This window comes from Haloarcula nitratireducens, assembly GCF_019599505.1.
Map to the genome: position 1 here is coordinate 34,349 of NZ_RKLT01000019.1, position 18,873 is coordinate 53,221.

Here is an 18,873-nt window from a genome sequence, read left to right on the forward strand (position 1 = left end):
AGCTCCGTTCGGTTAGCCAATGATTCGGACGAGGACGATCGCCGCGAAGGCGACGCCGAGCGCCCAGATTACGAGCCGTTTCGTCCCCCGGTTCCACGTGGTCTCGAGCAGTGTCGCCCTGAGCCCAAGAAACCCGTGCATGAACACGGCGACGAGCGTCAGGTCGAGCAGCGGTTGATAGATCCCCAGCCCGTAGAGCGCTGTGAAGCCGAAGACCTGCACGGCGATGTGGACCGCTAAGAGAAGCACAAGTAAGACCGCAGTCGCGCGGTGGAGTATCCAGGGTGCGTACCCTACCGTCGCGGGCGACCGAGTAGCCGTTGCACCACTCATATGACCACCCACGTCAGTACGGCTGTGAGACCGGTGGCAACGACGGTTCCTTTGAACAGTTGCTCGGTGTAGTCGACGCCCCAACTGGAGGATTCGACGACGAGCAGTCGGAGTCCGTTGATGCCGTGGAAGAAGAGGACGCTCAACACCGTGACGGTGAACAGTTTACCCGATGGGGGCTGAACACTTGTCGAGGCACCGGTGAGCATTGGGGCGACGAGGTGATAGCCGACCCAGCCAAGCAACAGCCAGCCCGTTACTCGATGAAACGCGAACGCGATGTGCGGGACGGAGAACTCCCGCCACGATCCGATATTAGAGACTTCTCGGCGGTACACCTTCGTGCTCTCTTTTCCCATGGTATACTTCCACATCCAACGTTAGTATAATATAGGTTTTGCTAAGGAACCTGTCATTACACCTGTAGTCTGCTGTTCCAGTTGTGAGAGTAGCGTCGCTGACGCGCCCCATCACGGAACAAAACGAGACAGAGTATGACGCGTGCTCACATCCAGCAGTAGATTTATGGTGGCGTAACGGCCATCCATGTGCATGGTCAACATCATCGAGCTCGTCCCGATGAAGATACTGTTCGTCGTCATCTTCAGCCTGCTCCCCATCGCTCTCACGCTCCGTGAAATCGGTTACAAAAATATCTCGACGATGAGCTGGGTCGGATTCGGACTGCTTTTTCTCGGCGTCCTCTTCACCTACGTCGTCGCTAACACGGTCACGAGTATCCAGATGCAGACGTACCTCTGGCCGCTGCTGTCGATCTCTGCGGTCGGGTTGTTGCTCTATCGGCGCGAGTTGAAACGCCAGGACCGCTTCGACGAGCAGTCCGTCGAGCGCGGCGGAACGGACTACAGCTAAGCCGACTCAATTTTCTCTTCGAAACGGTAGAATCGATCCGACCAGATTTTCCGGTTTCGCCCGTTCAGCCGGCGGTCGTGTTCGAATTTGATGGTGTTCTCTGCCAGTCGTCGCAACCAGTGTCTCAGCGCGAAAATAATCGAATAGCGAGAGAACGTCCGTTTTCAGAAGTCGCCGACACCCTCTTCCTTGTAGGCTTTCACAGCACCGGGATGAATCTCGAACGGACACGGATTGATCATATCGCTCCCGACCTCGAATGGACTGAGCAGTCCGGTCGACTGCTGAATCTGGTCCGCTTTCGCCATGACGCCTTTCGTCACCGTGTAGACGGCCTCCTCGGAGACGCCCTTGTGTGTGTTGATCAGGCCGCTATCCTGCATGCACTTTAGCGTTCCCTGTTGCTGGGGGAAGACGCCCTCGAGGTCGGCTTTCAGGACACCGTATTGCTCTTTGATCTGCGTTCGGAACTCCTCTTTCCAGTTGAGGTACTTCACCTCCGAACCCGACGCGATGTTGTTGAGCCAGCCAAGATCTCGACCACCGACGGCGAGGATAGCGTCGACCTGCCCGTCGGAGAACAGCTGTGCGGCGTCGTTCCAGCCGACCCGGCGGTAGGACCCACCGAGTTCTTGTATCTTGCTCTGGGAGTAGTTCAGATTCTCCAGAACGGTGTCCCACAGGTAGCCGCCGAAGGTTCCCTTCGGCTGGTTCGTCACGTTGATAGCATAGTCGTCTTCTGCGGCCGCCGTCAGCGTGTCGTACGGGAAGTCGGCCTGTGCAACCACGAAGAAGAACAGCTCGCTCTGGTCTGCGAGGACGCTCCGGAGATTGCTCGGCGGTTGCTCCCAGTCCTGATCGGAGTAGGGACCGTCGACGTTCTTCGCGAGCGTGCCCGCGGCGAGCGTCGTATGCCCGAGGTCGATCTCCTGGTTCTGGAGCCGTGTGTTGTTCCCGACCCAGCCACCGGGGAGGATGTTGTAGGTCAGTTTCGGATACTCGGCGGAGGCACCCGACAACATCGCGTTCATGATGGCGTAGCCGGTCCCACCGGGGGACCCGCCCGCCGTCTCCAGCAGGATCTGACCGCCGCTACTGCCGCCGCCGTCGCCCGATTGGGTCCCGTTCCCCGTCCCGCCGTCGCCGCCGCTCGTTCCGCCGCCACCGTCACCGCCATCACCAGTGCTATCTTCCGTACAACCCGCCAACCCTGCGATGCCTGCCGCTCCGGTCAACTTCAGTACTCGACGGCGCGATACCCTGTCTACCGATTGCTTTCTTCCTGTCATGACACGACACACCGTGACACACACAAACAATAATAATAATATTATCGGTTGGAACGACCCTCGCGAGAGATTATTCGAGTCGATACAGGACGAATATATGGCGCGTGGTCGTCTGGAGCCCAGAATTACCCTATGCTTTAATAGCTATTCTTGTCACAACAGCAAACGATGTACAGCATACTACTCGCCGTAGACGACGACCGAGAGACCGCGAACCACCTCGTAAATGATATCGAGCAGCTAATCGACGCCGTCGATCGGTGTGAAATCACGCTCGTTCACGTGTTCAGAAACGCCCAAATCTCACAGCGTGTCTCGATCCACCAGCTAGCGAGCGGGTACGACGACGAGGAGTTCGAGCACCAGATTCCCGTCAGCGTTCAAGAGACGGCGGAAGCACTCGAAGCGTCGGCAGCGACCGTCGAACTGGAGCTCGCGAGCGGGGAGCCGTCCTCGGAGATTACTCGGATCGCGAGGGCCAGAGACGTCGACAACATCCACATCGGCGGGAAGAACACGTCGCCTGCGGGCAAGGCGATCTTCGGAAGCGTCACGCAATCAGTCATTTTCGGGACGGACGTTCCAGTGACCGTCTGCGGGAAGTCGAAATAGGAGGCGGCCTACTCGCGTAACTCTTTGACTTGCTCCCAGAGGTTAGCGGGGACATCGATACGCTCTCGCGTACGGTCACGGTCGACGGAGCGTTCGCCGGGGAGGCGGATTTCTTCGACCGTCGCGTTCGTCGCCGTCCGCTTCAATTCCTGCAGAAACGCCGATATCCGATCGGCAGCGCCCTGTGGACCCAGCGCTTCGGGGTCGAGCGCGAGGAAGAGGTCGCCCTTCGTACAGGGGTCTTCTGTGTGGTACGTGCCGGTCACGTCCTCGCCCATCGCTGCCCCGACCAGGCCGCCAGCCAGCACCTCGACGGCGATGGCCAGTCCAGAGCCCTTCGACCCGCCAAAGGGAAGGATGGTTCCCTCCAGCGCGGCCGCTGGGTCCGTCGTCGGTTCGCCCTCGGCGTCCAGCGCAACGCCCTCGGGAATCGATTGGCCCGCCTCGCGCTTTTCGAGGACGGTGCCGCGGGCGATAGCTGAGGTGGACATGTCGAGGTTAAACACGGGGTCTGTCGGCAGGCCGATGGCGATGGGATTCGTCCCCAACACCGGCTCTGCACCGCCGTAGGGCGGCATCGCCGGTTCCGTGTTCGTCATCGCGATGCCGACGTACCCCTCGCGCTGGAGTTGATCGGTGTAGTACCCCAGCATCCCGAGGTGATTCGAGTCGTGGACGCCGACGGCGCCGACGCCGAACTCGTCGGCGCGGTCCATCGCCTCGCCCGTCGCCGCCGACGCCACGACCGGGCCCAGACGGGACCCGCCACTGAGCGTCGCCGCGCCGCCGCGTTCGGAGACAACTTCGATGTCGCCTTCGGGGTCGACGTTGCCGGACTCGATGCCGCGGACGAACCGCGGCAGGCGTAACAGGCCGTGAGAGTGCTTCCCACGAGCGTCCGCGCTCACCAGCACTTCGGCGGTCTGCTCGGCGTCGGCCTCGCTGATACCGTGTGCGCGGAAGGCCTCGGCAGCGATCGAAACCGCACGTGACCGGTCGAGTTCCATCTTACGTGGACGGGCCGATGCGGTGGATGGCGAACTGGCTCTCGCCCAGCGCCTCGCTCAGGGTGACTTTCCCGTTGACGACGTCGACGACTTCGTCCCAGAGCTGGTCGGTCGCCCAGTCGAAGGACTCGTCGCCGACTAAGGCTTCGCTGACATCAACGTCGGTCTCCTCGGGCACGCGCTCGGCGCTGCCCGGATTCCCGGTGATTTTGATGGTTGGCATCACCGCATTCGAGAGAGTGTGACCCTGTCCCGTCGAGATGACCATGAAGTGCGCGCCGCCCGCGCCAATACCGGTGACAGATTCCGCGCCGTGTCCGGGGGTATCCATGATGTACATCCCCGAGTCGCGGGGAATCTTCGCCCCGTAGTCGATGATATCCTGAATGGGCCCGTCGCCGGACTTGACCAAGGCACCGAGCGATTTCTCCTCGATGGTGGTGAGTCCGCCGTCCATGTTGTCTGGCGTGGGTTGGGCACCGCGGACGTCGTAGCCGGTCGCCTGCAGACGATCGTCCCAGTGTTCGACGCGTTCGAGGATCTCTTCTTTGACCTCGTCATTGACCGCGCGCTCTGCGAGTTCGTTTTCGCCACCGAAGAACTCGGGCGTCTCGGCGAAACAGCCGCGGCCGCCGTAGTCGTCGATGAGTCGCCAGACGGCGTTTGCCGTCGCCTTGTGCTGGCAGAGGCCGCTCGTGGTGTCTGAAGTCGCGCAGTTGATGCCGAAGGTGAGGTTCGACATATCCGAAGGCACGCGCTTCTGGGCACTGGCGTCTTGGGCCATCTCTTGGGCGGAGTTGACCGTCCGTTTCAGGGCGTTCATGACGCCCTTTTCGCGGTGGATGTTAACCGAGTCGCTGGGGCGGCCGGTCTCGGCGATGTCTTCGGCGAGCTCGTCACCGTCGACGATCTCGCCCGCGTGGGCGACCACGACCGCGCCGTACGTATTCGGATGAGTCGCGTAACCCAGCAGCGTTCGATAGGTCTGGAAGACGTCTGGTTTGGTCTGACAGCGTCCGAGCGGGTGCGTGATCGGAATCGCGTCCTCGACGATGTCGGCCGCGCGTTTGACTGTGTCGTTGGCGTAGGGGGCGGTCGAGACGATGACCGTGTGGTTGCGAATGCCGACACTGCCGTCGTCGCGTTCGTATCCGAGGAATTGGTTGTCGCTCATTGGAATCACTCACTCACTACCTTCGCCTGGTCGTCGCCAGCGAGGTCGCCGCGGCCGTAGTTCGACTCGACGTTATGGACGTGAACTCGGTCGCCGGGTTCGATATCTTCGGTCGCGTTACCGATGCTTTTCCCGTACTTCGTAATCGTCTCGCCGCTCGGAATCGGCTGGATAGCGAACTTGTGCCCGAAGCCGATATCTTCCGCTATCTCGATGGTCTTCGTCTCGCCACCGACGTTCAGTTCGATCGATTCTCCGCCTTGCATGTCTCGCAGTACCGTCGCGACGTTGTCGCTCGGCTCTACGACTGCTACGTGCCTTTCTACCATGGCTCGTTCATACGTCTACGAGATTCGATTAAATAATTTTGGGTAGCGGTCAGTTCGAGGGGTCAGTCGACGACTACTCTCAGGCTCGTTCGCGGCGGGAGAATCACGGACCGTTCGCTCTGGGCGTGTCGCCGGGCGCGCTTTGACCCTGACGTGCCAGCGTCGCCGCGTCTGTCAGAATTCGTACGGAATCTTTTTACTCACCTCTCTTGTAGTCCGGCCAATATGGCTGCCCCACTGGCCGGAGTGAGCAATTTCTCACCGCAGACTATCGCGTACGGACTCGCCGTCCTCCTCCTCGGCGGCTTCGTGAAGGGAACCGTCGGGTTCGCCGTCGGACTGGTCGTCGTCGCCGGACTCATCCAGGTCTTCCCCGCGAAGGAAGTGACGATCATCCTCTCGGTCCCGTTCTTGCTGTCGAACGTGATCGTCCTGAAAGAAGAAGGCGTCCCGTCCCGCTTTCTCAGGCAGCAGGTCCCGTTTATCGGCGCGCTGTTCGTCGGTCTCGTTCTGGGCGTCATCCTCCTGAGCATTATCTCCTCGCAGGTGCTGTATCTCCTGCTGGCGGCCTATATCGCGATGTTCCTCGCGATAAGCCAGGACAGGCTCGTCGCCTACGCCGAGAAGACCGGATTGAGCGTCGGCAGCGGTCTATTTGCGGGGTTGCTCGGCGGTGTCATTGGCGTCCCGGGACCGCCCCTCGTGGTCCACACCTACATTCAGGTCGCAGAGGAGAACACGGAGTTCGTCGCCGGTGTCTCCTCGCTCTTTCTCGTTGCACACCTCCTCCGTATCGGAATCCTCGCAAGCGACAGATTACTCGGGGTTCGAGGACTCATTATCGGAGTTCTTCTGACGATCCCCATCTGGATCGGTGTCGTCCTCGGCGTTCGGTTCCGGGATTACATTCCCGACCGTCGCTTCGAACAGACGATCAAGGTCTTCCTCGCGATCATCGGCGTTCGGTTGCTGATGAACGGATTGTCCCTGTAGCGCCGTCGCGACCTCTCGTCGCTGTGGGCAAGCTATTTGTCCCCGTATCACGTGCTACCACGCATGTCAACGGATTCGATAGAGGAAGAAGCCGAACTGTCGGGCGGTGACTGGTCGGACTCACCGTTTCCGAACAGTCTGATTCACGCGTGGCTATCGTTACTCGAAGCGGCGATGCTCGGCGGGCTGACGACGTTCGTGATTACCATGCTAGAGGGGGGAGAGGTAATCCCGAACGTCCTCGCGGAACTTCGAGTCGGACTCGGCGTCTTCGCGATCACGTTCGTCATTCTCGTCTACGTCCGACACTTCCGCGACTGAGAACGAACCGCGAAAAGCGGTGGTGAGCGGTCGGGGCGATATCGCTACTGCGTGAGTTCTTCGAGACGCTGCGTGCGCATCTCTTCTGCCGAGTCGAGGCTCTCGCGGAGATCGTTGACCCGGACGCGGTGTTCGTCGACGGTCGCGCGCTGGTCCTGAATCCGTCGACGCACTTCCTTGGGTGCGGGGCCGCCCGGTCCATCGTGGACTTCGACGAACGCCTCCGGATCGAGCGCCGCTTGGACGAACTCGTCGTCGATGTCCAACCGCTTGCCGATGACCTCCTCGGCGGACTCGTTGACGAGGTCGCTCCCGACGTCAGAGGCAGTCATGTCACTGTTGATTGCCCGGAGCACCATGTCGCCGACGATGCGGTGGGCCGTCCGATAGGAGAGGTCCGTGTTCCGGTGAATCCGCGAGGCCAGTTCCGTACAGGAAGCGAACCCGTCTTCGGCCTCCCGCATCATCGCCTCCGCGTCAAAGGTGGTCGACTCGATGGTCCCGTTCAGGAGCCGGAGTGACCGACTCGTTTCGTCGAACGCCTCGAAGAGGGGGTAGACCGCGTCCTCTTCGACGTCCTTGATATCTTGGTAGTTCGTGTTGTGGAGCGTCTCCTGGACCGAGGTAGCCTTCGCGGTGACGTGGCCCGACCGGGCGCGGACGTACTCGAAGGGGTAGGGGTTTTTCTTCTGTGGCATCATGCTGCTGGACCCGGCGTACTCGTCGCCGATTTCGGCGAAGCCGAACTCGCGCGTGTGCCATGTGTAGACGTCCTGGCAGAAACGGCTGAGCGTCGTCATCATGTTTGCCATCGCCGAAGCCGGTTCCATGTGGTGGTCGCCGCCGGCCACACAGTCAATGGTGTTGTTCTTGAACCCGTCGAAGCCCAGCAGTTCGGCGACTAATTCGCGGTCCAGCGGATAGGACGCTCCTGCGAGAGCACCACAGCCGAGCGTACACTCGTTGACGGTGTCGTAGGAATCGTACAGTCGATCAAAGTCCCGTTCGAGCGCGCTCGTGATGGCGAGCACGTAGTGGCCCACAGTGGATATCTGCGCGTGCTGGTAGTGCGTCCACTGAGGCATGACGGTCTCGACCTCGCGCTGGGCGATGTCGAGCAACGTGTCACGGAGGTCGTTCAGTTGGTCAAGGACGGTGATGAGACGCTCGCGCGTCTCCATACGGGCGAGCGGCTCCGGCCGAGTCCGGCCGATGTTGATGTTGCCCGCGATCTCCTCGGTCGTCTCCTCTATCAACACCTGCTCCATGTGCGAGTAGAAGTACTCGTAGTCCGGATTGTACTCCCCGAGAGCCTCGGGACCTTCCGCTTGGAGGTCTTCGAGCGCTTCAAGGAGCGTCGCGCCCTCCGATTCGGGGACGAGGTCTGTCTCAACGAGCATCAGGACCCACGCTTTGTTTGTCTCAACCAGGTGATCGAAGTAGTGCTCGCGTTTGAACTCGTAGACCGGCTCTTCGATGGTTTCCGTGTATATCTCTCCGGGTGACGCCTCTAATCGCTCCCGCGAGATACTGTCATCTCCTGTCATACACATCCGGAGTTCGGGGTATTGGTATATAAATATGGGTCCCACGTCGAGTGGGATTTCGTCCTCCCTGTTCACACTACCCAATAGACTAAAGTGGGCACGAACGTAACTCCGGCCATGGCAGCGTACGAGGAGCGAGAGACAGATATCCTGATCGTCGGTGCCGGGGGCGCTGGTATGTTCGCGGCGCTGTACGCGGACGATAACACGCCCCAGGACACCGACATCACGGTCGTGGTGAAGAAACTGGCCGGCAAGAGCGGCTGTACGCGCATGGTACAGGGCGGGTACAACGCCGTGTTACACCCCGAGGACTCCATCGACCGCCACTACGAGGACACCATCAAGGGCGGGAAGTTCCTGAACGACCAGGAAATCGCCCGCGAACTCGTCGAGGGCGCGCCGAAGATAATCCACAAGCTGGAGAACGAACTTGGCGTGTTCTTCGACCGGGACGAGGACGGCCACATCCACCAGAAACCCTTCGCCGGACAGTCCTTCGACAGAACGGTCCACAAGGGCGACCTCACCGGCATCGAGATAATGACCAAGCTGCGCGACGAGTTGCTCACCCGCGACGTCAAGTTCCTCGAGGAGACGCGGGCGATCGACATTTTGACCGACGAATCCGGAACCGGCGCAGCTGGGTCGCTGTTATTGGACATGCGGAAAGGCGAGTTCACTGCGATGGCATCGCGGATGACTCTCTTGGCGACCGGTGCCGGCGCGACGATGTACAACATCTCGACGCCCGCTTTAGAGAAGTCGGCCGACGGGCAGGCGATGGCCTACCGGCGTGGTGCCCGATTTCAGGACATGGAGATGATGCAGTTCCACCCGACCGGGCTCCTCGCCGGGGACACGAAGCTCACGGGCGGCGTCATCGAGGAGGGCATCCGTGGCGAGGGCGCACACCTCTACAACGGCGAGGACGAGCGCTTCCTGCGCGAGTACGCGCCAGAGACGATGGAGCGGTCCTGTCGCGACGTGGTCTCCATTGCGAGCTATAAGGAGATCATGGCGGGCCGTGGGACCGAGAACGGCGGCATTTGGCTCGACGCGACGCATCTCGGTGCGGACATCGTCGAAGAGAAGTTCCCCGGCATGACCGAGCGGACGCGAAACGTCGGGCAGGACCTCTCACAGACCCAAGTGGAAGTCTCGCCAACCTCTCATTATCACATGGGCGGTGCCGTCATCGACGAACAGTGTCACAGCGACATCCCGCGGCTGTTCGTCGCTGGCGAGGACGCTGGCGGTGCACACGGAGCGAACCGCTTGGGCGGAAACGGTGTCGTCGACTCAACCGTCCTCGGGAAGTGCGCCGGCGAGGCGATGGCCGAGGAGTTCCACGACCACGAAATAGGTGACATCTCGCACTCGCAGGTGACCGACATCATCGATCGGGTCACCGCGCCCCTAGAGCGGGAGGACGGCGAAGATATCTACGAACTCAGAGAGGACCTCGAGATGACGATGTGGGAGTACGTCGGTGTCGTCCGCGAGGAGTCGGAGCTCGAGGAGGGCCTCGATCTCATCGAATCGTACAAGGAACGGCTGGAGCGGGTCTCGGTCCCGGGGAGCAAGCGATACAACCTGACGTGGAACGAGGTTATGGACGTTCGGAATCTCATTATCGCCGCCGAGATGGTCGCCCGCAGCGCGCTCTTCCGCGAGGAGAGCCGCGGTGCGCACTACCGCAACGACTTCCCCGAACCCGACGACGAGAACTGGCTGGCGAACGTCTACGTCCAACAGGGCGACGACGGCATGGAAACATCGCGCGAAGATGTACGCTTTACGCGGATTCACCCCTCCGAGTTAGAGGTCGAGCCGACCATTCCGAACACCGACGCAGTACAGGGAGACGACTGAACGCGATTTATCACAGGACTCGACGATGACTACGAGCAACGTAACCGTTCACCGGTACGACCCCGAGATAGACGACGAACCGACGTTCGAAAACTACGAGGTGCCAGTATCGGAGGCGACCTCAGTGCTGGACACGCTGTTTCACATTCAGGAGGAGCAAAAGGAGAACCTCTCCTTTCGGTTCTCCTGTCGGCAGGGCGTTTGTGGGAGCTGTGGTATGGAGATCAACGGGGAGGCGCGCCTCGCGTGTCAGACCGCGGTCTCCGACCTCGACAACCCCGATGACATCCGCGTCCGCCCGCTGTACAATCTACCGGTCATCAAGGATCTCACCGTCGACATGGACGACTTCTTCGAGAAGTTCGTCGAGATCGACCCCTCGTTCGAGTCCGAATCGCTCGACGAAACGACGGACACAGCGGTAATCGATCCTGACTCAACGGAGCGACAGCGCATCGCGCCGCGGACGGATTGCATCGGCTGTGGAGCCTGTTTCTCCGGCTGTAGCGTCGCCGGGGAGACGTATCTCGGCCCGGCAGCCATCAACAAGGCGCTGACGCTGATCGAGGACTCCCGGGACGACAAGACCGAGGAGCGACTCGAACGGCTTCAGGAGCAAGACGGGGTCTGGGGCTGTCACACTCAGGGGAACTGCTCGAACGTCTGCCCGAAGGACATCCCCATCTCCGAGGGGATACAGTACCTCAAACGGGAGGCGATCAAACACGGCGTGAAGGACGCGCTGTTCCCGAGCAGCGACTGAGGCACGTCGTTCTGTTCCTGGTCTTTTCCCCCGCTAACGATCGAATTCCACGGAGAGAACCGACCGTAGCGCCGTCAGAGCCTCGTGTGGCCGGTGGTCACGTTGTTTGATGACAGTGAACAAGATATTTATCCCGGGGGAGGGTATGGAGAGGTATGGCACACGGAAACGAGACGAAAACGATTCTCTCGGACGAACGCTTACTTGACCTGATCGAGGCGCTCCACGAGCGCTCGACGGCCGGCGTCACCGAGCTGGCCCAGGCGACGGACCTCTCAAAGGGAGCCGTGCACGCGCATCTGGCGACGCTCGAAGGCCGAGGGTTCGTCGTCAACAATGATGGCCGGTATCGCCTCGGTCTCGAATTCCTCCGACATGGTATCCCTGTCAGGAACCAGTACGAGTACGAAGCGATGTGTGCGAAGGCCGAGCAACTTGCCGAGGAAACCGGCGAACGCGTCTGGGCGCAGGTCGAGGAGAACGGGATGGCGTACTACGTCTGCGAGGCCAGAGGCGAACACCACATCGAACCGCCCGTCCGCATCGGTGAGCGCGCCCACCTCCACCAGATCGCGGGCGGGAAAGCGATGCTGTCGTGTCTGACCGACGAGCGAATCCGCGAAATCGTGACCAAACACGGCCTTCCGGCGGCGACGGAACACACCATCACGGACGAGGAGACGCTGTTCGCTGAGATTGAACGCATCCGTGAACGCGGTTACGCCTTCAACCGTGAAGAGTCCGTTCTGGGCCTTCACGCGGTCAGCACGCCGATAAAGAAGGACGAGCACGGCGTCTACGGTGCGCTAGTCATCTCGGGGCCGGCGAACCGGCTCACGGGGGAGAAGCTGGAATCGGAGTTGCCGAAGCTCCTGCTCGGCGCGGTGAACGAACTGGAGATAAACATCAGATACAGCTGAATACACGTCTCTACTTCCGATTCTACTTGTACTCGCATTCGAGTTAAATAATATATGTACGTGCATTATACACCACGAGACTGTACCAGCCGTCGATCCAATTCTATTCGAGCGCCGTTAGATGGAAGTGAACGCATATCGGTTACACGCCGCTCGGGTGAGGCTGTACCGAACGGGGAGGCGTGACCGACGCCGATCCCGTCCGGGAAACACACGCCAGATATAACTGATGTACGTATGTTATCGGCAGTCATCTGTCACATCAGAAAATTATACACAAATATTAAAAGAATACAGTTGGCCTTTCGGTATTGTCTGACTGATGTTCACTGAGATTGAACGCCGTGCGATTTCGTTGTCACTTGACGACGACTGCGCCTTTCATCCCCATTGATTTGTGCGGCGTACAGTAGTAGAGGTACGTCCCGCTGTCTTCGAAGGTGTGTTCATAGGTGGTGCTCGCCTCGGCAACCGGCGACCCAGAGTCGAGCGGGCCATCGCCCTGCGAGACGACGTTATGCGTACTCCCTTTGCCGGTCCACTCCCAGGAGACGGTCGTCCCGGACGAAATCTCAATCGCGACCGGAGCGTAGGCGTACGCCCCGCCGTTGCCTTCCGCACCGACCTTGACCGAGACGGCGTCCGAGGACGACTTCACCGTGAGGTTCCCGTCGAAGTTCGCTGAGTTGCCGAGGTACTCCGAGACCTCGCTTCTGGCCGGTGTCGTTTGTGCCGACCCGCCGGACTCGCCGCTGCTGGATTCATCTCCGGACCCACCACAGCCGGCGAGGAGTCCGGCACTCGATACGGCGGCGATGCGACGGGCGAAGCTACGTCTGTTCAGCTGGCTCGTCATGTGGCTGACCTTCCTATTCAGAGTATAAAAAACGAACGCTATCGGTAAGAGAGTCGTCCCTTCTCAGAATCCGACGGCGTTCCCGTCCTTTCGTGGGTCGGTCGCCGCCGAAAGCGTTCCGTCGTCGTACCGGGCCAGTTGACCGCCGCCGAACGCGCCGAAAGGGAGGACCTCGATGTCGTGTCCTCGGCTGGAAAGCCTCGAGCCGACTCGGCCGGCAAGCCCTTCTTCGAGCGCGAGGCGGCCGTTAGCCTTGTATCGCCATCGGGGCTGTTCGACGGCCTCCTGTAGCGAGTGGTCGTAATCTAGGATATTCGAGAGCATCTGGAGGTGGCCCTGTGGCTGCATGAACCCGCCCATGACGCCGAATCCGAGCCAGTCGTCGTCGCCGAGTCGCGCGATCGCGGGGATAAGGGTGTGAAACGGTCGCTTCCGCGGCGCGATACAGTTGGGGTTGTCGGACGAGAGCGAGAAGGAGCCGCCGCGGTTCTGGAGTGCGATGCCGGTATCACCGGCGACAAGGCCGCTGCCGAACTGTTTGTAGCGGGAGTTGATGAACGTCACCACGTTCCCTTCGGCGTCCGCGGCGGCGAGCAACACCGTATCGGCGTGTTCCGCTTGTGGAACACCGAGCGGCACATCTGTGAGCGCCGTCTTGCCGATATGTTTGGCTCGCTCGGCGGCGTAGGTCTTCGACGCTAATGGAGGACTTTTCTCGAATGTCGGGTCGGTAATGTAGTGGTGGCCGTCCCGGAAGGCGAGCTTGAGCGCTTCAGCGAAGTAGTGGACGCGCTCGGCGGCGTCGTACCGATGGCTTCCCGCGTCGACTTCCTCGGCGAGATTGAGCGCTTCAAGCGCGATGAGGCCCTGATTGTTCGGCGGGAGTTCGAAGACCTCCGCGCCGCGGTAGGTCGTGCTCGCCGGATCGACCAGTTCCGGCTCGAAGGCGGCGAGGTCCTCGGTCGTCAGTAGGCCGCCATGGGACTGGACCGTCTCGGCGATGGCCTGCCCGATTTCGCCCTCGTAGACGGCTTCCGCGCCGTGAGTAGCGATACGCTGCAGCGACCGACCGAGGTTTTCGAGCCGCATCTCCTCGCCGGCACGCGGGGCGCGTCCGTCCTTAAGGAACTGTTCGCGACCGTTCGCATCGATGAATTGGTCGCTCGCGGCCTGCCAGTCATCGGCGATCACTTCTGTAACTGGGAAGCCCTCCGTCGCGTAGTCGATCGCGGGTTGCAGCACATCCGCCAGCGTAAGTTTCCCGAATTCCGAAACGGTCAGCTCCCACCCTTTAGCCGCCCCCGGCACGGTCACGGCGAGCGGCCCACGAAACGGCATTGATGCATCTCCCGGCGAGACACCCTGGTGTTCGGCTGCGAGCGCGCGAACTCGGTCGCGGGTCGCCTTGGCCGGGGTGAACCCACAGCTTCGCATCCCGCCGACCTCGCCGTCCGCAGTTCGGAAACATGCAAAGGCATCCCCGCCAAGCCCTGTGTTCACCGGTTCGACAACGCTGAGCGCGGCGGCCGTCGCCACCGCCGCGTCGAAGGCGTTGCCGCCCGCACGCAGCGTATCAAGCCCCGCTTCGGCCGCAAGGGGTTGGCTCGTCGCCACGACGCCGTGTGGCGCGTATACCGTCGAGCGCTCCGAGACGAGCGCGTCCGTGTTACTAGTTCGCATTGCAGAGAGGAGCGAACCTAGATTGAAATTCCATTAGGTAAAAGCAAATATATCCTGTTATTGGTCGAGACGATAGGCACGACCTGATTATTTAACCCCGGGGCATCCACTCTTCCCCAATGTCACAGCACACCGTTATCGTCACGGATCACGACTTCGAGGACCTATCAATCGAACGCGAAGGGCTCGCTGACGTCGCCGATGTCGTCGAACTCACCGGCGATGTAGGTAATGACGCCGCCGACGCCCACGAGACGCTCGCCGAGGCGGACGCGGTGATCAATCTCCGCTACGATCTCGACGAAGCTGCTATCGACGCCCTGGAGGACTGTCGGGTCATCTCCCGGTACGGCATCGGCGTCGACAACATCGCCGTCGACGCGGCGAGCGACCGCGGGATTCCGATCACGAACGTCCCGGATTATTGTCTGGAGGAGGTGTCGGTCCACGCGCTGACGCTGTATCTCGCGCTCGCCCGCGGCCTCAAGCCCTACGACGCCGACGTGGCCGACGGCGGCTGGGACCGCTCCGTCGCCGCGCCCGTCCACCGCCTCTCGACCAGGACGGTCGGCGTCGTCGGCTACGGCGCTATCGGCCGCGCCGTCGGCGAGCGCGCCGACGCTCTCGGTGCTGACGTGATCGCCAGCGACCCGTTCCTCTCCGCGGAAGACGTGGCCGACGACCCCGCCGACCTCGTCGAGTTCGAAGAGGTACTAGAGCGGGCCGATTTCGTCACCGTCCACTCCCCGCTGACGCCCAATACGCGCGAGCTGTTCGACGCCGACGCGTTCTCCCGCATGCGCGAGGACGCCTACTTCGTCAACGTCGCGCGCGGCCCGATCGTCGACACCGACGCGCTCTATGACGCGCTCGAAGCCGGCGAGATCGCCGGCACTGGCCTTGACGTGTTCCCCGGGGAACCGCCCGCCGAGGATGACCCGCTTCGAGACCACCCGAAGGCGTTCACGACGCCCCACGTCGCGTGGTACAGCGAGGAAGCCAACGACCAGCGCCGCTGTACCGTCACCGACATCGTCCGATCCGTACTCTTGGGTGAGGAGCCGTACAACGTCGTGAACTAGGCGCAACTGCCGCTCGCTGTTTTGTGTTTTTCCCCGCAACAGTCCTTTCAGCACCCCATCTGATTATACGAACCCATACCGACGGCTCGAACCACGAGATACTCGGCATAGTCTGCGAAATCCTCAACGAGCTGGATGATTCAGTCCAAGTCGATCGTTTCTAGGAATACCATTGTACTCACTCGCCATATCTCAGAGTGTCTCCTGATATCTATCCACAGCCTTATTTCTGTGATGTCGCTGTTGCCATTCAGGAGCGGGGGAGTCATCAGTCCTAAACAGTGCCTGACACGACCGAATAGAACAAGCAGGGCGAGTGCGAAGTGAAAAGTAGAATCGCTATTCGACTCGCTACTTATACGTCAGGATCGATCTCATTGAGGGCTTCTGTCGCAACATCCCCTAGCTCCCCGGCTTCGATATGTGAGTACCGCTCTCGTACCATCTCCTCGGAGTTGTCGAGATAACGGGCGGCAACCGTATACCCGAACGCACGGACAAGCACTTCACCCATTCCCCGTCGCCCACCATGCGGTGCAAGATAGTCGTGTTTCGGATGGTTGATGGCAATTGCTGCCGCATCTGAGAGCCGCTGAAGAATCGACCGTGCTCCATCCGTTGTAATCGAGGGCGGTCGAGCGTCCACCCCAAGCGCCAGTAACAGGTCGCGAGCGTACTTGTCACGTCGCTCGTCGATTGCACTCGGGCGTTCCCCGCGGTCAGCCAGTTCGTCCTGCACGAGCGTTGCAAGTGTCCGCTGGTCAAACGTTGGGAACACTGGCCAGCGCTCAGTCGGTGGGTCCATTAGCTTTCGATAGCTCCGCAGCGGCGAAATCACTGGGTTGGGGAGACTGGCGGCATCCCACTGCTGTTTCTTTCGGTAGACATCCATACTCCCATCTTCAAGCGAGAGATCCTCCCACCGAACTCCGCGCCGGCGTGGATCATTCGGATCCCGAAGCAATTCACCGACACGGACAGCTGTGTACGCGAGCACGAACACGAGTGCCCGGTCACGAGCCGCCTTCAGAGCGGTGTATCGCGCTCGCTGCTTATCGAGGGGATCAGTATCTTCCGGGAGTGTTGTATACGTTTCAATGGCCTCACGCGCCTGCTTGTCGACGTGTCGAGTGAGCTCGTGGCGCTGCTCGGACGTCCAGGCCTGCTGGTCGCCAGGCTTGCGACCGTCGTCCTCGGGCAGCGGCGCCATCGCACTCGCCCGCTGGGCGTAGTGCGCTTCAAGGTACCCCTCATTGACGCACCAGCCACACCACGCAGAGATATAGCGGTAATAGGTTTGTACGGTATTCTGCTTGAGTCCTCGATCGCCGGCGAGATGGCGAGCATACTCTCGGAAGACGCGTTCGTCGAGCTCTTCGAAGGTAGGTTCCCCGTCAACATCGTCAGGGACGATTCCGGTCCAGTCACCGTCACTGCGGTCGCCGGCAGCCCACTCGACGAACCGCTCGAGTTCACGTGCCGCGTTACGTCGATAGTTCCCGCCGTCGCCACCGCGCCCCTTTCCCTTGTCCTGGAGGTATCGCTCGAAGCTGTCCGCAAGCGATGTTGAGAGTCCTCGGTCAGACACCGTCCAAGCCCCCCTGTTCCTGCGAGCCCGGTCTCGGCGGCTCTCCCCCGAGTAAAGCGGCGTCCTGAGTGGGTTGCAGCATTCGTGCTTACCGGACGGCGTGGGGGTACTAAAAGCTGGTCGTGATTACCAGTGTAATCACGACCAGCTACTTGGGCCGAGACTTCGCCAGTATTCAGGCATCTAGAGCCTACTACCCGTTGAATTTCAGACTTGTGCCATTCTATAAATTATATTCCGCTATACTAAATTGGCTCATATTCTTCTAGATACGATATGCCTCTAGACAGCGTCAGACGTGAAAAATAGAGATTTAGGATTGACGTGCTTCGAGAACCAATTTTGCGAGTCGTTCTGGCTCCTCCGTGGCGAGTTTCAGCAGTGCATCATGGTACTCTCGCTTCGGGATATCACGGATACCCGCATCTCGGAGCTCACGTTTAACTTCGAAGTCGAGAACATCCTCAAACTCGTCCCAGGTGCTCGAACGTGGATAAATTGCCTCCTGCGATGCGTCGTCGTATGGAAACGCCGGTTGACGCTTCCAGTCATCTGTCGTCTCCGTTGATTTTGGCGTGTCTGAAGTGGTCTCAGTCATGCGTTTTGCTTGGGTTTCATCGGAGCCAGAGCTGTCGTCTGCAGATTCCTCTTCGTTGGCGTCCTGCTCGCTGATAGCATCGTTGAGGTCGTCGAATCCCATTAGCGAACCACCTCCCCTTGCTCAACTATCTGTGCCAATTCGTCGTAGGCAGCGAGTTGATCGCATTCGCTATCGTAATCACGGAGCGGGACCCCCTCGTCATTCGCGTTGTCTATCGCTGCCCGGTGGCGAATCCCAGGTAGGGAGCCAGCGTAGTTGCCATTATCAATGGCATCCCAGTCGTCTGCTGAGAGATAGGCATAGTTTGGGACGTGCTTCGCAACGGCCTCGCGCGTCGTCATCTCCTGTAGCAATGCACGGTCGCGCGTATCTTGGTCGATCCGAGTGGAGAGGTCGGTCGGTGTGACTGCAAGAATATCGAGGTCGAAGTATTCGCGGGCCTCCATGACGAGTCGCTGAACCGTGTTGCTAAGACCCGTTTCGTAGCCGTTCTCGGGTCGCAATGGGATGATGATATTCCCCGTCGCGTACATCGCATTATCGTTCAGCTTCCCCCTGTTAGCCGGACAGTCGATTACAACGTAATCGTATGCATCGCCGAGGACCTCGTCAACGAGCTCCTGTTTGAGGCGGGTCGTTCCCATTGTCGCCTCCTTGAGCCCAGATTGGACATCTTCCAGCTCAACGTGGGCAGGGAATAGGTCCAACCCCTCAGCGATGTTGACAATGTACTGTGATGGGTCATCACCGTCGAGAAGGACATCGGCGGCATGGTTCGTCCCCCATCGCTCCCCTCGGTATGCTTCATCTTCACCGAGAATTAATGTCATGTGGCCATTGTCGTCGAGATCCACAAGCAACGCGCGTTCGTTTCGATACGCGAGTTCCCGCGAGAGGTTGATCGCAGTCGTTGTCTTGCCGAAGCCGCCTTTCAGCACGCCGACCGCGACAGCACGCGGTTCAGGTTGGTTCTCGGCCATAGTCAGTCAGTCTACCTTAGGTGACTTAGCTATTGTGCCTTAGTCACCCA

The 18,873-nt window shown here is 60.4% G+C and carries 20 protein-coding genes; 8 read left to right on the plus strand and 12 right to left on the minus strand.

Features of this window, described 5'->3' with window-relative positions; genetic code table 11:
* Window positions 1-12 precede the first annotated feature (12 nt).
* The gene (locus tag EGH23_RS21290; RefSeq protein ID WP_220582004.1) at window positions 13-333 is read right to left on the minus strand and encodes a hypothetical protein; all 321 of its coding nucleotides are present in this window, start codon (window positions 331-333) and stop codon (window positions 13-15) included.
* Complete coding sequence (locus EGH23_RS21295) at window positions 330-692, minus strand: succinate dehydrogenase/fumarate reductase transmembrane subunit (protein WP_220582005.1); 363 nt, start codon at window positions 690-692, stop codon at window positions 330-332. Before EGH23_RS21295 ends, EGH23_RS21290 begins: the two co-directional genes overlap by 4 nt.
* Window positions 693-885: 193 nt before the next feature.
* Between EGH23_RS21295 and EGH23_RS21300 the strand changes: the two genes are divergently transcribed.
* A complete protein-coding gene (locus EGH23_RS21300) occupies window positions 886-1,206 on the plus strand; it encodes a hypothetical protein (protein WP_220582006.1) in 321 nt (106 codons plus the stop codon).
* Window positions 1,207-1,370: 164 nt separating this feature from the next.
* Here the strand turns inward: EGH23_RS21300 and EGH23_RS21305 are convergent, their stop codons facing one another.
* On the minus strand, window positions 1,371-2,441 hold the full coding sequence (locus tag EGH23_RS21305; RefSeq protein WP_220582007.1) for a TAXI family TRAP transporter solute-binding subunit: 1,071 nt from the start codon (window positions 2,439-2,441) through the stop codon (window positions 1,371-1,373).
* 222 nt (window positions 2,442-2,663) lie between these two features.
* Between EGH23_RS21305 and EGH23_RS21310 the strand changes: the two genes are divergently transcribed.
* Window positions 2,664-3,107, plus strand: coding sequence for a universal stress protein (locus tag EGH23_RS21310; RefSeq protein WP_220582008.1), 444 nt, complete (start codon window positions 2,664-2,666; stop codon window positions 3,105-3,107).
* A gap of 8 nt (window positions 3,108-3,115) precedes the next feature.
* Here the strand turns inward: EGH23_RS21310 and EGH23_RS21315 are convergent, their stop codons facing one another.
* From EGH23_RS21315 to EGH23_RS21325, 3 genes are read right to left on the minus strand one after another with little or no spacing between them, the layout of a single operon-like run.
* Window positions 3,116-4,114: an Ldh family oxidoreductase gene (locus tag EGH23_RS21315; protein WP_220582009.1), complete on the minus strand. Its 999-nt coding sequence runs from the start codon at window positions 4,112-4,114 to the stop codon at window positions 3,116-3,118.
* A gap of 1 nt (window position 4,115) precedes the next feature.
* Window positions 4,116-5,288, minus strand: coding sequence for a UxaA family hydrolase (locus tag EGH23_RS21320; protein ID WP_220582010.1), 1,173 nt, complete (start codon window positions 5,286-5,288; stop codon window positions 4,116-4,118).
* 5 nt (window positions 5,289-5,293) lie between these two features.
* Window positions 5,294-5,617 (minus strand): UxaA family hydrolase, encoded by a 324-nt coding sequence (locus EGH23_RS21325; RefSeq protein WP_220582011.1) that lies wholly within the window; start codon window positions 5,615-5,617, stop codon window positions 5,294-5,296.
* 225 nt (window positions 5,618-5,842) lie between these two features.
* Here EGH23_RS21325 and EGH23_RS21330 point away from each other — a divergent pair, with 225 nt between their 5' ends.
* Both EGH23_RS21330 and EGH23_RS21335 read left to right on the plus strand, forming a co-directional pair.
* On the plus strand, window positions 5,843-6,610 hold the full coding sequence (locus EGH23_RS21330) for a sulfite exporter TauE/SafE family protein (protein ID WP_220582012.1): 768 nt from the start codon (window positions 5,843-5,845) through the stop codon (window positions 6,608-6,610).
* 63 nt (window positions 6,611-6,673) lie between these two features.
* Window positions 6,674-6,931 carry a hypothetical protein gene (locus EGH23_RS21335; RefSeq protein WP_220582013.1) on the plus strand — a complete coding sequence of 86 codons (258 nt, stop codon included), beginning with the start codon at window positions 6,674-6,676 and terminating at the stop codon, window positions 6,929-6,931.
* A 44-nt stretch (window positions 6,932-6,975) separates the two neighbouring features.
* On the opposite strand, the gene argH is transcribed toward EGH23_RS21335, so the two are convergent.
* Entirely contained in the window at window positions 6,976-8,478 is a 1,503-nt protein-coding gene (gene argH / locus EGH23_RS21340) for an argininosuccinate lyase (RefSeq protein ID WP_220582014.1), read from the minus strand.
* Window positions 8,479-8,595: 117 nt separating this feature from the next.
* On the opposite strand from argH, the gene EGH23_RS21345 reads away from it, so the two are divergent.
* From EGH23_RS21345 to EGH23_RS21355, 3 genes are all read left to right on the plus strand, one after another.
* Window positions 8,596-10,353, plus strand: coding sequence for an FAD-binding protein (locus EGH23_RS21345; protein ID WP_220582015.1), 1,758 nt, complete (start codon window positions 8,596-8,598; stop codon window positions 10,351-10,353).
* Between the two features lie 25 nt (window positions 10,354-10,378).
* Window positions 10,379-11,116 carry a succinate dehydrogenase/fumarate reductase iron-sulfur subunit gene (locus EGH23_RS21350; protein ID WP_220582016.1) on the plus strand — a complete coding sequence of 246 codons (738 nt, stop codon included), beginning with the start codon at window positions 10,379-10,381 and terminating at the stop codon, window positions 11,114-11,116.
* A gap of 155 nt (window positions 11,117-11,271) precedes the next feature.
* Window positions 11,272-12,036, plus strand: a complete 765-nt coding sequence (locus EGH23_RS21355; protein ID WP_220582017.1) for an IclR family transcriptional regulator — start codon at window positions 11,272-11,274, stop codon at window positions 12,034-12,036.
* A 358-nt stretch (window positions 12,037-12,394) separates the two neighbouring features.
* Here the strand turns inward: EGH23_RS21355 and EGH23_RS21360 are convergent, their stop codons facing one another.
* On the minus strand, window positions 12,395-12,892 hold the full coding sequence (locus EGH23_RS21360; protein ID WP_220582018.1) for a halocyanin domain-containing protein: 498 nt from the start codon (window positions 12,890-12,892) through the stop codon (window positions 12,395-12,397).
* A gap of 63 nt (window positions 12,893-12,955) precedes the next feature.
* The gene (ggt, locus tag EGH23_RS21365; protein WP_220582019.1) at window positions 12,956-14,572 is read right to left on the minus strand and encodes a gamma-glutamyltransferase; all 1,617 of its coding nucleotides are present in this window, start codon (window positions 14,570-14,572) and stop codon (window positions 12,956-12,958) included.
* A 119-nt stretch (window positions 14,573-14,691) separates the two neighbouring features.
* Between ggt and EGH23_RS21370 the strand changes: the two genes are divergently transcribed.
* The gene (locus EGH23_RS21370; protein ID WP_220582020.1) at window positions 14,692-15,654 is read left to right on the plus strand and encodes a C-terminal binding protein; all 963 of its coding nucleotides are present in this window, start codon (window positions 14,692-14,694) and stop codon (window positions 15,652-15,654) included.
* A gap of 355 nt (window positions 15,655-16,009) precedes the next feature.
* On the opposite strand, the gene EGH23_RS21375 is transcribed toward EGH23_RS21370, so the two are convergent.
* From EGH23_RS21375 to EGH23_RS21385, 3 genes are all read right to left on the minus strand, one after another.
* Entirely contained in the window at window positions 16,010-17,242 is a 1,233-nt protein-coding gene (locus tag EGH23_RS21375; protein WP_220582021.1) for a phage integrase SAM-like domain-containing protein, read from the minus strand.
* A 313-nt stretch (window positions 17,243-17,555) separates the two neighbouring features.
* Entirely contained in the window at window positions 17,556-17,942 is a 387-nt protein-coding gene (locus EGH23_RS21380; RefSeq protein ID WP_220582022.1) for a DUF7970 domain-containing protein, read from the minus strand.
* Complete coding sequence (locus EGH23_RS21385) at window positions 17,942-18,823, minus strand: ParA family protein (protein ID WP_220582023.1); 882 nt, start codon at window positions 18,821-18,823, stop codon at window positions 17,942-17,944. The genes EGH23_RS21380 and EGH23_RS21385 overlap by 1 nt, the downstream gene beginning before the upstream one ends.
* Window positions 18,824-18,873: the final 50 nt, after the last annotated feature.

Bases quoted from the DNA above. Each gene is read 5' to 3' on its own strand.
- EGH23_RS21295 (WP_220582005.1), bottom strand. From the start codon at position 692: ATGGGAAAAGAGAGCACGAAGGTGTACCGCCGAGAAGTCTCTAATATC.
- EGH23_RS21290 (WP_220582004.1), bottom strand. From the start codon at position 333: ATGAGTGGTGCAACGGCTACTCGGTCGCCCGCGACGGTAGGGTACGCA.
- EGH23_RS21355 (WP_220582017.1), top strand. From the start codon at position 11,272: ATGGCACACGGAAACGAGACGAAAACGATTCTCTCGGACGAACGCTTA.
- EGH23_RS21325 (WP_220582011.1), bottom strand. From the start codon at position 5,617: ATGGTAGAAAGGCACGTAGCAGTCGTAGAGCCGAGCGACAACGTCGCG.
- EGH23_RS21385 (WP_220582023.1), bottom strand. From the start codon at position 18,823: ATGGCCGAGAACCAACCTGAACCGCGTGCTGTCGCGGTCGGCGTGCTG.
- EGH23_RS21370 (WP_220582020.1), top strand. From the start codon at position 14,692: ATGTCACAGCACACCGTTATCGTCACGGATCACGACTTCGAGGACCTA.
- EGH23_RS21380 (WP_220582022.1), bottom strand. From the start codon at position 17,942: ATGGGATTCGACGACCTCAACGATGCTATCAGCGAGCAGGACGCCAAC.
- EGH23_RS21310 (WP_220582008.1), top strand. From the start codon at position 2,664: ATGTACAGCATACTACTCGCCGTAGACGACGACCGAGAGACCGCGAAC.
- EGH23_RS21335 (WP_220582013.1), top strand. From the start codon at position 6,674: ATGTCAACGGATTCGATAGAGGAAGAAGCCGAACTGTCGGGCGGTGAC.
- ggt (WP_220582019.1), bottom strand. From the start codon at position 14,572: ATGCGAACTAGTAACACGGACGCGCTCGTCTCGGAGCGCTCGACGGTA.
- EGH23_RS21345 (WP_220582015.1), top strand. From the start codon at position 8,596: ATGGCAGCGTACGAGGAGCGAGAGACAGATATCCTGATCGTCGGTGCC.
- EGH23_RS21320 (WP_220582010.1), bottom strand. From the start codon at position 5,288: ATGAGCGACAACCAATTCCTCGGATACGAACGCGACGACGGCAGTGTC.
- EGH23_RS21330 (WP_220582012.1), top strand. From the start codon at position 5,843: ATGGCTGCCCCACTGGCCGGAGTGAGCAATTTCTCACCGCAGACTATC.
- EGH23_RS21300 (WP_220582006.1), top strand. From the start codon at position 886: ATGGTCAACATCATCGAGCTCGTCCCGATGAAGATACTGTTCGTCGTC.
- EGH23_RS21350 (WP_220582016.1), top strand. From the start codon at position 10,379: ATGACTACGAGCAACGTAACCGTTCACCGGTACGACCCCGAGATAGAC.
- argH (WP_220582014.1), bottom strand. From the start codon at position 8,478: ATGACAGGAGATGACAGTATCTCGCGGGAGCGATTAGAGGCGTCACCC.
- EGH23_RS21315 (WP_220582009.1), bottom strand. From the start codon at position 4,114: ATGGAACTCGACCGGTCACGTGCGGTTTCGATCGCTGCCGAGGCCTTC.
- EGH23_RS21360 (WP_220582018.1), bottom strand. From the start codon at position 12,892: ATGACGAGCCAGCTGAACAGACGTAGCTTCGCCCGTCGCATCGCCGCC.